Below are 13,638 nucleotides of genomic sequence, written 5' to 3'. Positions count from 1 at the left end.
GCCATGACACGCTTCCTGATCCTGCCGTTTCTGTTCTTTAGCGCCCCGCTGATGGCTGCCGACCTGCCGCGCAGCCAGATCGTCGTACCCTCCGTCTTCAGCGTCGATCCAGTGGCCAACACCGTTGTCATGCCGCTCTATCGCGGTGAAGCTGGCGGCAAGACCGTCTGGTACATCGTGACAGACTCATCCGATAAGGCCGATGCCGTCCGGCGCGGCGTGGTGCATGCGCCGCTGCTGGCCCGTGTCGGGCATGTGCAGGAGGTCCGCCGGCAGGGTGAGCGACTGATTTTCCCGGTCGCACCCGATTTCGGTCCGCTGCGCCGGCTCACCGTCGGGCCGCAGGGTTTCCCGCCGGTCGGCGCCAGTCCGGGCGCTACCGCGCCGGCAGGCTATTCGCCCTTCATCCGCATTGCCGGCGAGACCACGGTCCTCAATGCACCGATCGTCGCCGTCGGTGACGGACCTTTCGATGTGGCCTTGCATAGCAATGTGATGGACCGTGTGCTCGCCATCGAGCCGCAGCGCGGCCGGGTCACGCTGCTGCTCAGCCACGGCTTCGCCGAGGGGCGTGCCGTGGTCTATATCAGCACCGAGGCCTCCGATGAGGCTGCCGCCGTGCTGGAGCGCGCCACCTATGTGCCGCGGCTGGGCGAAGGCGAGGGCGATATCGGCCTGATCGCTATTGTCAACGGCCAGCGCGGTGCAGGTAATGCGCAGGCCCAGGGGCTCAGCTACGTCCTGCTGGATGGACGCACCGATGTCGAGGCGACGCTTGGCGCTGCCGCGCAGATCGGAAGCGCGCGCAATATCTTGACGGCATTCCCCACCGGTAAGACCGCCAGCGGTTATTCGCCGCTGTGGAGCGTGACGCCGGTGGTGTGGAATGGTGGGGCCGGCCCGGCGTTGACGGCCCAGGCCGATATCTACAAGCTCGCAGCCGCCAAGACACTCACAGGTCCGCATGGTGAGCCGATGCAGCCTGCCGGTTTCGTCATCAACTGCCCGGTGATCGCCTGGCTGGATGCTGCGCCTTAATCCTGCCGGGCGCCGGAGCTTTCAACCACGCTTTTCCACATCGGGCGTTCCTTCACGCCGCGCGCGGTGACCACCTCGGGTGTGCTGCCCAGGCTTTTCGCGCCGGTGGTCAGGAACTTCTCCTGGATCTCGGGCTTCTTGGCGATGTCCTGCAGCGCCTGCGACAGCGCCGCGACGATCTCCTTCGGCGTGCCGGCAGGCACCACGAAGGCGGCCCAGGAAGTGACGACGAAATCGTCCATGCCGGCCTGCGCCATGGTCGGGATATCGGGCATGGTGGGCCAGCGGTCGGCCGACGTCACCGCCAGCGCGCGCAGCTTGCCCGACTGGATGAAGGGGATGTAGGAGGCCAGGTTGTCGACGGCGATATGCACGTCGCCCGACAGCATCGCCGGAATGGTCTGCGCCGCGCCGCGGAAGGGCACATGCTCGCCCTTCAGGCCGGCGCGCTGGCAGAACAGCACGCCCGAGAGATGCGGCGTGGTGCCGATGCCGGGGCTGCCGTAGGAAATGCCGGCCGGGCGCGCCTTGGCCCAGGTGATGAATTCCTTCAGCGTCTTGGCCGGCACATGCTCGGCCGGCACCACGGCGACATTGGGCAGCTCCCAGGTCATCGAGACCGGCAGGATATCCTTGTCGGCATCCCAGCTCATCTTGGAATAGAGATACTGGTTGATCGAGAAATGCCCGATGGTCGCCGAGCCCAGCGTGTAGCCGTCCGGCGCGCTCTTGGCCACGGCGTCGATGCCGATATTGCCGCCGGCGCCGGCGCGGTTGTCGATCAGGAAGGGTTGGCCGAATTTGACCTTCAGCTCTTCGGCGAGGATGCGGGTCAGCACGTCGGTCGACCCACCGGCCGGGTAGGGCACGACGATCTTCACCGGCTTGTCGGGCCAGCCGGCGGCAAGGGCGCGGCTGGCGGGCAGGAGGCTGAGGGCGGACAGGGCGGCAGCGGCCTGCAGCAGATCACGACGCGTGGTATTCAAGACATCCTCCGTTATGCGGTTTTTATGCCTCCAGCCTTGCTCAGTATGCGGACGCGGACAAGCGGAAAGTAGAACGTGCAGCAGGGGGTCTGATGCACGCCTTGCGTGCCGGGCCATGGCCTGGCCGGGGGCCTTTAGGCAATCGTGATCACTCTCGCCCCTGCGTTACCGGATATTTAGCCGACCGAATCTGATCCAGGTGCTACAGCGGCGGTCGAACAACGCCGGATACCGCTCGTGACCGTGCTGCCCCTTCAGTCCCAGCTTCCCGCTGCCCCGCCGCTGCTTCCCACCGAAGCCGAGCGTCTGGCCGATCTTGTGGCGCATGGCATTCTCGACACGCCGGCCGACCCGCGGTTTGACCGGCTGACCGCCTTCGCGCGTCGGCAGTTCGATATTCCGGTTGCCGCGATCTCGCTCGTCGATGCCGAACGCCAGTGGTTCAAGTCCAAGGCTGGTCTGGATGTCGTGCAGACGCCGCGTGGCATGACCTCCTTCTGCTCACATGCCATCCTCGACAACGCACCTTTCGTGGTCTGCGATACGGCCAGCCATCCGCAGTTCAGCCGCAACGGTCTAGTCACCGGCCACGGCATCCGCTTCTACGCCGGCGTGCCGCTGATTTCGAAAAGCGGCCATCCGCTCGGCACCTTCTGCATCATGGATTACGAGCCGCGCAGCTTCCTGCCGGACGATCAGGAAGATCTGATCGCGCTGGCAGGCATGGCTTCCGATCTGCTGGAATTGCATCGCACCGAACGCCATCTGCAGGGCGCCATGGAGCGCCAGCAGGCCGCCAATCGCAGCAAGACCACCTTCCTGCAGTCGATGAGCCATGAATTCCGCACACCGCTGAACGCCATTCTCGGCTTTGCCCAGGTCCTGCGCCTGCACACCGGCGTGCCGCTGAATGGCGAGCAGCATGAATATGTCAATGCCATCGAGACCGCCGGTCAGACTCTGCTGAACCTGACCAAGGGCATGCTGACGCTGGCCCAGTTGGACGAAGAAGCCATTCGCGCCAGCATGGTGACCCAGAGCAGCAACGATCTGCTCGACGACCTCGATTGCGAGTACACCGGCACGGCGATGGCGCGCAAGATCACCTTCCGCCTGCGCGACGAGCAGGATTACAAGGTCATCTGCCAGCGCGACGCTGTCATCACGGTGCTACGCAACCTGCTGGACAATGCCTTCAAGTTCACCCCCTGCGGTGGCCGCGTCGAATTCGGCTCCGATGCCGAGCACGGCATGGTCCGCTTCTATGTCCGCGATACCGGCCCTGGCATTCCCGCCAGCCGTCAGGCCGAGGCCTTCCAGAGTTTCAACCGTCTGGGGCGCGAGGGCACCAATGTCGCCGGTGTCGGCCTTGGCCTGTCGATCGCCCGCCGGCTGACCGAAGCCATGGATGGCCAGATCGGTTTCGAAAGCCGGGAAGGCGAGGGCAGCACCTTCTGGATTCGCCTGCGCCAGCAGCAGGGCTGACCTGCCGCGATATGCCCGTCGCATCGCAAATTGTGGATATCGACGCAGTCGCATCTCTGAGTAGACCTGACTCGGAATGCCGCTCCTTGTCACAGGGAAACTCTGCTCCCAGGCTCCCTGAAAGGGCAAACAGCGCTGGCTTCGAACCAGTGGCCGTTTAGACTTCCAGACAATGGGACAGCAGGGCATCAGAACGACCGGGGGCATGACCTCGTCCCAATGGGCATCGCCGGGCGCACTGCTGGCCCTGTTCGTGGTGATTGCCTGTCTGATGCCTCCCGCCTTCGTCGCCTGGAATGGCTGGCAAGCGCGCAGCCTGGCCCTGGAGCAGGGCTATGCCCAGGCCGACGATCTGGTGCTGTCGCTGAGCCAGCATGCCGCGCGCACTTTCGCCAGCCCCCAGTTGGTCCTCGCCGACGCCATTGAGCATGTAGAGTCGGATGGCACGGGCGCCGCCTCGCTGGCGCGCCTGAAGCGCATTCTGACGAGTCATGTGCGGGATTCTCGCGTGGTGCGTGAATTGGGATTGTTCGACGCCCAGGGAAACTGGATCGCATCGTCGCTGAAGGATCTGCCGACCTATAGCAATGGCGACCGCAACTATTTCATTTACCACCGCGACAACCCCGACCGCAGCATGCGTATCAACGCGCCTGTGCGCAGCCGCCTGTCCGGCACCTGGACGATCGCCCTCACGCGTCGCTACAACAATCCCGATGGCAGTTTTGGCGGTGTGGTGCTTGCCTCCATCGATTCGGATTATTTCCAGAGCTTCTACGAGACCCTGAATGTGGGGCGCACCGGCCAGATTTCCCTCTATCTCGAGGGCGGTCAGCTTCTGATCCGCAGGCCGTTCGATGACAGCAACTACGCGCGCGATGTCTCCACCATTTTCCGGCAGGTACCGGCGAACGAGGTTACCGGTCGCCTCTATGGCCCCTCGGTCTATGACGGCGTCATGCGGGTTCTGGTCTGGCGCAAGATCGAGGATTTCCCGCTACTGATCACCGTTGGTCGGGCTGAGAGAGATGTGCTGGCCGGATGGGAAAACACGCTGCGCATCAATATCGCCCTGGCGCTGGCGGCCAGTGTCTTCATCGCCGCGCTGGGTCTGTTGTCACTGATCCTGCTGCGCCGGCGCGACCGAGCCGAGCAGGCTGTCGCGGATGCGGCGCGGCAGTATGAACAGATCGCCGAGGCCGCGACCGACATCATCGTTCGCACCACCCTCGATGGCCGCCGCCTCTATGTCTCGCCAGCCAGCCGCGACATGTTGGGATACGAACCCAACGATCTCCTGGGCAGCAGTTTTCTCGATCTGGTACATCCCGACGATCAGGTCCTGGTCGAACAGGCGATGCGGGACCTTAATGCTCCCGATGCGCGCGCCACCCTGATCTATAGGGGCCGGCATAGCAACGGGCATTATGTCTGGCTGGAAGTCGCCTTCCGCGTCCTCAGCGACGTCACCGGTGAGCCCGTCGAGATCATGGCCAGCACACGCGACATCAGCAGCCGCAAGATCATCGAGATGCAACTGGCACGCGCCAAGGAGGCGGCCGAACTGGCCAGCCGTGCCAAGTCGAACTTCCTGTCGGGCATGAGCCATGAATTGCGCACGCCACTGAATGCGGTGATCGGCTTCTCCGATCTGCTGGCGCGTCAGCTGTTCGGCCCCCTCGGCAACCAACGCTATGTTGGTTACGCGACCGACATCAAGGTCAGCGGCGAGCATCTGCTGCAACTGATCAATGACATTCTCGACCATGCCAAGATCGAGGCTGGCCATCTGGAACTGCATGAAGAGGTCGCCAACCTGGCCGAGATGGTGCAGTTCACCATCCAGATGCTGGCCCTGCAGGCCGAAAGCGCCGGGCTCACGATCAGTACGGATGTCAGCCCCGGCATTCATCTGCTCTGCGACGAGCGGCGCATCCGCCAGATCCTGATCAACCTGCTGGGTAACGCGATCAAGTACACGCCGTCCGGCGGGCGCATCGATGTGACGGCGAGCTTCGATACCGACGGCAACCTGATTCTGGCGGTGCGCGATACCGGCATCGGCATCGCGCCCGATAATCTCGACCTGATCTTGCAGCCGTTCACCCAGATCGATCATGACCGTAATCGCAGCCTGCAGGGCACTGGCCTCGGCCTCGCCCTGACCCGGCAATTGGCCGAGTTGCATGGCGGCACGCTCTGGATCGAGAGCCAGCTGGGCGTGGGGACTGTGGTCTCGGTCCGCCTGCCGGCGGCGCGTATGGTGTCCTGATCCCCGAGCGAGCGAGCCAGTAGCTTCCCTGCAACTAAGTCTGGTTGTCTTTTGCACTGCAATATCGTCTACTCAGTAGACGGATTCTCGACCGGGGGGTGGGGACAATGCAGCTTCCAGAAACCAAAGTCGTGGGTAACGCCCGCTATTTTCCGCGCGACAGCGATCTGCTGGTCATGCGCTGGTGCACGGCGTCTGGCACCAATCTGGAAGGCCTGGCGACGCGGGTGGGCGTGCCGCGGGTCAATCTCAGCCTGATGTTGAAGGGGGTCGATCCGGTGCCGGCGCAGCTTGAGAAAAAGCTACGCGAACTGATCGGATAATCATTCAATTACAATTTAGTGTCAGTCGTATCTTATTCATCGAATGAGCTTATTTTCTTCGATCTTGAAAGGAACAATAAAAGAACATATACTGTGACTATTTACCCATATGGAGATAGTCATGGCCACTGAAACCGATCCCTTCAAAGACGAGAACTGGCGCGACTGGCCAGAGGCCGCGCAGCCTGCCATGCCGCAACGGGGCGCCATCCCACCCGATAGTCCTGGCGTCCGTCATATCCGCCCGCCGGCGCCCGGCCAGTTTCTGGATTGGGGCTATGCTGCTGCCCAGTTGGCCGCTGGCCGGAGTGTGGAGGAGGTGGCGCGGCTGCTGGGCTGCCCGCCGGCCCGCATCTGGCGCAATCTGAAGCGCAGCCGGAAGTTCCAGGCCCGCATCCAGATGGCGCATGACCGGCTGACCCTGCAGACGACCCTGCGCTTCCGCCAGCTGGGCGAGCGCACGGTAGGCCAGATCGAACGCTATAGCGAAAAGCTCGATGCGCGGGCGCTGCTCTGGCTCGCTGAGAAGCTCAATCTCGGCACGGTGCCCAGCCTGGTGAGCGGTATCGGTGGCTGGTATGGCGATGTGGCGACGCCCAAGCAGCGCAAATAGCCGGACAAGACTGGCTGTTACCGGTGGGGAACCGGCTGCAACTGGCCATCAACTGGACGCAACTGGCTCGAACTGGCTTCAACTGGTCGCCAACCGGCATGGCAACTGGCTCTACATGGGCTAGTCGTGGCGTCACATTGGTTTGATAAGTCCCTGTTCCCGTTCTACTTCGCCCAGAATTCGGGTGGCTGTGCGTCTTGCCCGGCGCAATCCGATGCACCATCCTTCCGTCACCTCTTCCCACGTGACGCCTTCAGCGCGGAGCCCGCTCATGATCGATCTGTATTACTGGCCGACCCCCAACGGCCACAAGATCACCCTGTTCCTGGAAGAAGCCGGCGTCGAGTACACGATCAAGCCGGTCGCCATCGGCAAGGGCGAGCAGTTCAAGCCCGACTTCCTGAAGATCTCGCCCAACAACCGCATGCCGGCGATCGTCGACCAGAAGCCGCTCGATGGCGGCGCGCCGATCAGCGTGTTCGAGAGCGGCGCGATCCTGCTCTATCTTGCCGACAAGTATAAAAAGTTCATCCCGCAGGACCTGCGCGGCCGCGTCGCCTGCACCGAATGGGTGATGTGGCAGATGGGCGGCCTCGGGCCCATGTGCGGGCAGAACCACCATTTCACGCAATACGCGCCGGAGAAGATCGAGTATGCGATCAACCGCTATGTCAACGAGACGAACCGGCTCTATGGCGTGCTGAACAAGCGCCTGGAAAGCCGTGCCTTCATCTGCGGCGACGACTACACGATTGCTGACATGATGAGCTATCCCTGGATCGTGCCGCATGAACGCCAGAGCCAGAAGCTGGAAGATTTTCCAAACCTGAAGCGCTGGTTCGACAGCATCTGGGCGCGCCCGGCCACCAAGATCGCCTACGAGAAGGGCAAGGCGATCAACCAGGGTATCCCGGTGATGACGGAAGAGGCCAAGAAGGTGCTGTTCGGCCAGACCGCCAGTGTGGTGAAGGGGTAACGCCAACCTTTGTGTCATGGCCGGACGTGTTCCGGCCATCCACGTCTTCACGACCGTCGAAAACAACACGTGGATGCCCGGGCCAAGCCCGGGCATGACATGGGAGTTAGCATTAGAGATGACCAAACCAAATATTCATATCGCCGAGAGCGATGATCAGATCGCCGCCTGTTTCCCGGTGATGCACGACCTGCGGCCGCATCTGAAGGACGCCGCCGAGCTGGTGTCGCGCGTGCGGCAGCAGCAGTCGGAAGGCTATGTGCTGGTCTATTCCGCCGATGCTGACGGCAAGCCGGCCGGCTGCATGGGATTCCGCCGCCAGACCCGTCTGGTGCATGGCAAGGTGATCTATGTCGACGATCTGGTGACGCTGGCCGACCGGCGCTCGGGCGGTCACGGCAAGGCGCTGCTAGACTGGTTGGACGCTCTGGCGAAAGCGGAAGGCTTTGCAGCCGTCGATCTCGACAGTGGCACCCAGCGGGTGGATGCGCATCGCTTCTATCTGCGCGAACGCTTTGTCATCAGCTCATTCCATTTCCTGAAGAGGATCAAGCCGTGATCGATTTCTATACCTGGGGCACGCCGAACGGCCGCAAGATTTCCGTGATGCTGGAAGAGACCGGCCTGAAGTATCAGGCTTTCCCGATCAACATCTCCAAGGACGAGCAGTTCGCTCCAGACTTTCTGAAGGTCAATCCCAACAACAAGATTCCGGCCATTGTCGATCATGAGCCGCCGGCGGCCTATGGCAAGGATCCGGTCAGCGTGTTCGAGTCCGGCGCGATCCTGATCTATCTGGCCGAGAAGAGCGGCAAGTTCCTGCCCAGCGATGCCAAGGCGCGCATGCAGGCGCTGCAGTGGCTGATGTGGCAGATGGGCGGCTTCGGTCCGATGCCGGGGCAGCTTCATCACTTCGGCCGCTTTGCGAAAGAGAAGATTCCCTACGCCATCGAGCGCTTCACCACCGAGACCGCGCGTCTCTACAAGGTGCTCGACGGCCAGTTGGCGAAGAACGAGTTTGTCTCGGGCAAGGATTACACCATCGCCGACATGGCCATCCTGCCCTGGGCGGCGCGCTGGGAATGGCACAGCATCGACTGGGCGACCTATCCCAATGTGAAGCGCTGGTTCGACAGCCTGATGGCGCGTCCGGCCGTGCAGCGGGGCTTCGAGGTTCCCTGACCGTGGCTCCGACTGAATCAGGCGCTATTCTGGAGAACGCTTCGGTGAAGCGGGTGCGCGAGGCGCTGGTCGCGCGCGGGGCGGGGGAGCGAGTGATCGCGCTGGATGGCGCGGCGCGCACGGCGGCCGAGGCCGCGGCCGCGCTGGGCTGCGATGTTGGCGCCATCGTGAAGTCGCTCGTCTTCGCCCATGAGGGCCAGAACGGAGAAAAGCGCCCGGTCATGGCGCTGGTGGCAGGCGACCGCCAGTGCGATGTCGCGGCGCTGGGGCGGGCATTGGGGCTGGGCGCGACGCCGGGCCGGGCCGATGCCGATCTGGTACGCCGGGCGACCGGTTTCGCCATCGGTGGCGTGTCGCCGTTGGCCCATGCGGAAAAGCTGCCCGTCGCCATCGATGCCAGCCTCAAGCGCTTCCCGCTGCTGCATGCGGCAGCCGGTCATCCCTATGCCGTATTTCCCTTGTCTTACGGGGAATTGCTGGACTGGACCGGCGGAGTGGAGGCCGCCGATCTGGCAAAGGCTTGAGCGTTGACAGGCCACACCCGGCCCCTTAGAACAGCCCCCGCATACACTGTGTTAATACCCACTCACGTGCGGAGGGGTGGCCGAGTGGCTGAAGGCAGTGGTTTGCTAAATCACCGTACGATGTCAAGTCGTACCGCGGGTTCGAATCCCGCCTCCTCCGCCATTTCCTTTTTTACTTTTTATCCCTCTTATGCGGCATTACGGCAGTCTAAAGCTCGCATAAGTTGAAAGCTGGAAGGCGCCGTTAAAAACCGCTTTTTCCCGCCATTTCTAAAGCGAAAAATGCTTAGAAAAGTATTTAAAAACAAACACTTTAGCTGCGTGACAGACAAAATATCTCTTGTTGTATCAGCCAGTCTTCCTTTATACATTCCTGCCATTCCGCTTACTAAAGGTTGCGAATCATGGGTCGTCCCCTGCAGATATTTCTTGGCGATCTCGTTCACGATTATCGCCCTGAATATTATTGCGCCCCCTTGGGTATAGGGTTCATCGGCGCGTATCTGAAGGAACGCTTTGGAGCCAACGTCGAGATTAAGCTTTTCAAATCCCCGGGTGAGTTGATCGAAGCGATTAGGAAGCAGGGCGGGCCGGATATTCTGGGCCTGTCGAATTATTCCTGGAACTGCGAGATCAACAAGGCTGTGGTCAGGCGGGTCAAGGCGGAGTTTCCTCATACAGTCGTTCTGCAGGGCGGCCCCCATATCCGTGTCGATCGGGCTGGTATCAAGACCTATTTGGAATCCATGCCGGGCGTTGACTATTACGCCATGCTGGAAGGGGAGTTTCCCACTGCGGCGCTGGTCGGGCATATGCTTGCCACTGGGGACATGAGCCGTGAAAACTGCCCGGAACTTCCCGGCGTTGCCTTCCTGCGCGATGGCGAGCTGGTGTATGCCGAGCGGAAGATGGAGAAGGACGAGTTGGCTGGCATGCCATCACCCTATCTGTCGGGAATGCTCGATGATTTTCTCGCCTCGCCGTCGTACCTGCCTTTGCTTGAGACGAACCGGGGCTGCCCCTTTGCCTGCACATTCTGCGTCTGGGGCATTGCGGCGCTGGATAAAGTCCGGCGCTTCGATCTGGATCGCATTCTGGCGGAGTTCGATTACATCTCGGCCCGCTCCAAGGCCTCGCTTTGGTATTTCACGGATGCCAACTTCGGGATGTTCGAGCGTGACGTGGAGATCGCTAAGGCGATCCGAGTTCATGCCGATAAAAGCCCTTACCTGCAGCGTGTGATTATTCAATGGGCCAAGAACTCGTCCAAGCACTGCGTTGAAATTCAGAAAATTCTAGTCGGTCTTTCCGACACGTTGGTTGCCGTGCAGACGACCGACCCGCATGTGCTGAAGGAAATCAAGCGCGACAATATCAAGATGACCACCATGACGGATCTTCTTGATCAGGCCAAAAAGGACGGCCTTGCAATGACGACCGACGTGTTGGCGGGCCTTCCGGGCGAGAGCCTGGAGAGTCATTTCAATACGTTGCGGACGGTCTTCGCGTTGGGGTTCGAGAATTTCAACGTTGGCCAGATCAGGCTGCTGCCCGGATCTGAGATGGAGTCGGATGCGGACCGCGAGAAGTACAAGCTCAAGACGAAGTTTCGGGTTATCTCCGGATTCGCCGGTATTTATGACGGCGAGCCCATAGCTGAAATCGAAGAATGCGTGGTGGAAACGTCAACTATGTCTCAGGAAGACATGTTTACGCTCCGCTTTGTCCACTTCTTGAGTTGGTCGATGTGGAATTCAGGTATGGCTCAGCCATTGTTGCGCCATTTGTTCCACGCGCAGGGCATTAACCCCCTCGATGCGTTGCTGCAATTCATGTCGCCGGATTTGCCGCAGGAAGTACGCGAGCTCATCGAAGAGTATAAAGCTGAGGCGCGTGCCGAGTGGTTCGATACGGAAGATGAAGCAAAAGCTCATTTCCAGGCCAATTTCCAGAAATACCTTGGAAACGAAAATCTGAAGCTGAACCTGAGGTATCTCTCACGCCTCTATATGAATCGCGATCTTGCTGCGGCCGTCATAGGCGTATTGGCGCGAGGCTGTAATCCCGACATTCGGGACGAGTTCGTGAAATTCTGCCTGGAGCGGGCTATTTTCGTAAATGAACGGAAACTCAAGAAGCAGGTTCTCTTCTCCGACAAGCTGATTGACGCGCTGACGGGTATTTACCCCGCTATCAAGTATACTGGCGACAATGTAGGCACATTTACGCTGCAAGAGAAATTTCTGCGCGCAATCGAATATGAATTGGAGCGCTTCAATTACGAAGGAAACCCCCTGCAGGGCCTGACGCTCACCCTGTCTAGTTATGGCGCGAAATTTTTCTATGATTTCTCGTTCGGTGGTGTGAAAGAAGTGGTGAGCACGACCAAGACCTTCGACTCGTTCGATTACGAAACGCAGTGGACGCCTGACGCGCAGCCAGCCGTGACTTAAGGCCAGATCAGGGCTGCCGCCGGCTGAGTGCTGCCGGCGGATATTACTCTCAGGTAGGGGCGTTCTGCCGATTAGGCGGCAATGCCGAGCTGCTGCAGCAGGGGCAGCCGCCGCAGGAAGTCGGCGTGGCGCTCGCGCAGGTAAGCCAGGTTTTCCTCGGCCGTGCGCAGCAGCTTACCCTCACGCTTCAGGCCTTCGTTGCGTGCCACCAGCAGTTCCATCACCAGCGCCGGCGGATCGGCCTGCTTGCGCTCGCGCGCCAGCAGGAACAGCTGCTCGAAGCGGTTGATGTGGAAACCGCCGCCGGTGACCGGCGAGGCGAGAAAGCTCAGTTCGCTGCTGGTATGGGCACGCAGCATGACCGCCGTATTGAAAGCCGCCGTGTGTTTTCTGCGTGCCGCGACGCCGGCGGCATCCAGGCAGGGCTGCAGGTGATTGCCGGCGATCAGGATGACGATGGTCTCGAGCAGCACCGGGAAGCCGCCGAGGTCGCGGGTGGCGGGGTCCTGTTCCAGTTCGCGGATGCTGCGTGGTCCACGTGCAAAGGCGTTGACCAGCGGATCGAAGACGGTGGGGTTGACGTTATGTGATCCGCGTACGGTGGTCAGCGTGCGGGGGATGTCGGCCGGCATGGTAGTCAGCACGAAGCGCGTATTGGCGATGCGTTCGTTGCGCTCCGCAATGTCGATCGGCAGGCCACCCTTAGTGTAGAGGTCGCGGCGGAACTGTCGGTTCACGATGAAGTCGTGCATGACCTCGCGCTGGTCGGCATTCGGGGTGTCGTTCAGCAGCGCCTGCTGCTCCGGGGTCAGGTTGAAGGAATCAAGGTGATCGATCATCTGCACCGTGGTGGCGAAGTCGAGCTTCGCGGTCCGCAGCTCGCCCGCGACATCGGTATGATGGAATACGGTCCAGTCGCGGTTGAAATACTCATGGGCGACGTAGGCGCGTGACTGCTGCAGAATACTTTCGAAGCGCTTCTTCAGCGACGGGTTGTTCTGGGTGTAGGCGCTGTTGGTGTCGAACAGCGCCTGTATCTTGGCCAGCGCCCGGTCGACGCGCGGCAGGATCGGGTCCGTCGGGTTGCCCGAGAAGATTGTCATCAGGTCGCGCAGTGGGCTGATGGCCGCCCAGCCCGGATGGCAGTTGTAGCTGATGTAGACAATGCCGCCGACCTTCAGATGGCGCGCGATGAAGGCGATGATGTGACGACGGTTCTCTTCCGAGATCCAGCTATAGACGCCATGCAGGGCGATCACGTCGAAGGCAGGCAGGCTGCGTTTGCCAAAATCCTCGAAGGAGTCGTCGTAGAAGGTGGCGTTGCCGGTGCCGGCGTCGCGGGCCAGCTTGCGGACATAGGCGATATGGCCGGGCAGGATGTCGTTGGCGTGGAATTCGCTCTCCGGATGGGCGGCTGCCAGCAGCAGGCTGCTGAAACCATGGCCGCAGCCCAGCTCGCAATAGGCGAACCGGCTGGCATCTCCGCCGGCCTCGATGCCGCGAGAGAGCAGGGCGAATCGATGCAGGGCCGGCGTCAGTTCCCGGTAGAAATCATGAGTGTATCCGACATCGGCAACATAACCTTCGGCCCAGTTCACTGCAGCGTCCCCCGGTTTTTATGATTATTGTGCGGAACATCGGAGCATCCGGACTGCTTTTTATCGCTGCGCCATTTTGCCTAGGTCCGATCGGATTGACCGGATCACGGCAAGGACTGACTATGAGCGATATATAACCAGCATAGTCGCGTGGTTGGTTCAGTGAAGCAAGCGGGATCGGAGTAACG

At 61.2% G+C, this 13,638-nt stretch carries 12 protein-coding genes and 1 tRNA gene; 11 read left to right on the top strand and 2 right to left on the bottom strand.

Features of this window, described 5'->3' with window-relative positions; genetic code table 11:
- Positions 1-3: 3 nt before the first annotated feature.
- Positions 4-1,038: a hypothetical protein gene (locus AC1RRT_RS18955; RefSeq protein WP_493015448.1), complete on the top strand. Its 1,035-nt coding sequence runs from the start codon at positions 4-6 to the stop codon at positions 1,036-1,038.
- Here AC1RRT_RS18955 and AC1RRT_RS18950 read toward each other — a convergent pair.
- On the bottom strand, positions 1,035-2,024 hold the full coding sequence (locus tag AC1RRT_RS18950) for a Bug family tripartite tricarboxylate transporter substrate binding protein (RefSeq protein ID WP_493015447.1): 990 nt from the start codon (positions 2,022-2,024) through the stop codon (positions 1,035-1,037). The genes AC1RRT_RS18955 and AC1RRT_RS18950 overlap by 4 nt on opposite strands.
- 237 nt (positions 2,025-2,261) lie before the next feature.
- Between AC1RRT_RS18950 and AC1RRT_RS18945 the strand changes: the two genes are divergently transcribed.
- The 10 genes from AC1RRT_RS18945 to AC1RRT_RS18900 all read left to right on the top strand — a co-directional run bounded on the left by AC1RRT_RS18945 (position 2,262) and on the right by AC1RRT_RS18900 (position 11,852).
- The gene (locus tag AC1RRT_RS18945) at positions 2,262-3,509 is read left to right on the top strand and encodes a GAF domain-containing sensor histidine kinase (RefSeq protein ID WP_493015446.1); all 1,248 of its coding nucleotides are present in this window, start codon (positions 2,262-2,264) and stop codon (positions 3,507-3,509) included.
- Between the two features lie 205 nt (positions 3,510-3,714).
- Positions 3,715-5,781, top strand: coding sequence for an ATP-binding protein (locus AC1RRT_RS18940; RefSeq protein ID WP_493015445.1), 2,067 nt, complete (start codon positions 3,715-3,717; stop codon positions 5,779-5,781).
- A 107-nt stretch (positions 5,782-5,888) separates the two neighbouring features.
- Positions 5,889-6,104 (top strand): hypothetical protein, encoded by a 216-nt coding sequence (locus tag AC1RRT_RS18935; protein ID WP_493015444.1) that lies wholly within the window; start codon positions 5,889-5,891, stop codon positions 6,102-6,104.
- A 121-nt stretch (positions 6,105-6,225) separates the two neighbouring features.
- The gene (locus AC1RRT_RS18930) at positions 6,226-6,717 is read left to right on the top strand and encodes a hypothetical protein (RefSeq protein WP_493015443.1); all 492 of its coding nucleotides are present in this window, start codon (positions 6,226-6,228) and stop codon (positions 6,715-6,717) included.
- Positions 6,718-6,988: 271 nt separating this feature from the next.
- A complete protein-coding gene (locus AC1RRT_RS18925) occupies positions 6,989-7,693 on the top strand; it encodes a glutathione binding-like protein (RefSeq protein ID WP_493015441.1) in 705 nt (234 codons plus the stop codon).
- A 118-nt stretch (positions 7,694-7,811) separates the two neighbouring features.
- Entirely contained in the window at positions 7,812-8,252 is a 441-nt protein-coding gene (locus tag AC1RRT_RS18920; RefSeq protein ID WP_493015440.1) for a GNAT family N-acetyltransferase, read from the top strand.
- Positions 8,249-8,875: a glutathione binding-like protein gene (locus AC1RRT_RS18915; protein ID WP_493015439.1), complete on the top strand. Its 627-nt coding sequence runs from the start codon at positions 8,249-8,251 to the stop codon at positions 8,873-8,875. The genes AC1RRT_RS18920 and AC1RRT_RS18915 overlap by 4 nt, the downstream gene beginning before the upstream one ends.
- A 2-nt stretch (positions 8,876-8,877) precedes the next feature.
- The gene (locus AC1RRT_RS18910; RefSeq protein ID WP_493015438.1) at positions 8,878-9,399 is read left to right on the top strand and encodes a YbaK/EbsC family protein; all 522 of its coding nucleotides are present in this window, start codon (positions 8,878-8,880) and stop codon (positions 9,397-9,399) included.
- Between the two features lie 70 nt (positions 9,400-9,469).
- Positions 9,470-9,562: transfer RNA gene (locus AC1RRT_RS18905), tRNA-Ser, on the top strand.
- A gap of 241 nt (positions 9,563-9,803) precedes the next feature.
- Complete coding sequence (locus AC1RRT_RS18900) at positions 9,804-11,852, top strand: B12-binding domain-containing radical SAM protein (protein WP_493015437.1); 2,049 nt, start codon at positions 9,804-9,806, stop codon at positions 11,850-11,852.
- Positions 11,853-11,923: 71 nt separating this feature from the next.
- Here the strand turns inward: AC1RRT_RS18900 and AC1RRT_RS18895 are convergent, their stop codons facing one another.
- On the bottom strand, positions 11,924-13,450 hold the full coding sequence (locus AC1RRT_RS18895) for a methyltransferase regulatory domain-containing protein (protein ID WP_493015436.1): 1,527 nt from the start codon (positions 13,448-13,450) through the stop codon (positions 11,924-11,926).
- Positions 13,451-13,638 lie beyond the last annotated feature (188 nt).

The sequence above is a fragment of the Ferrovibrio sp. GW821-FHT12B10 genome (genome assembly GCF_058807515.1).
Note: the sequence above shows the minus strand (reverse complement) of the source record. Positions and strands in the feature narration are given on the sequence as shown.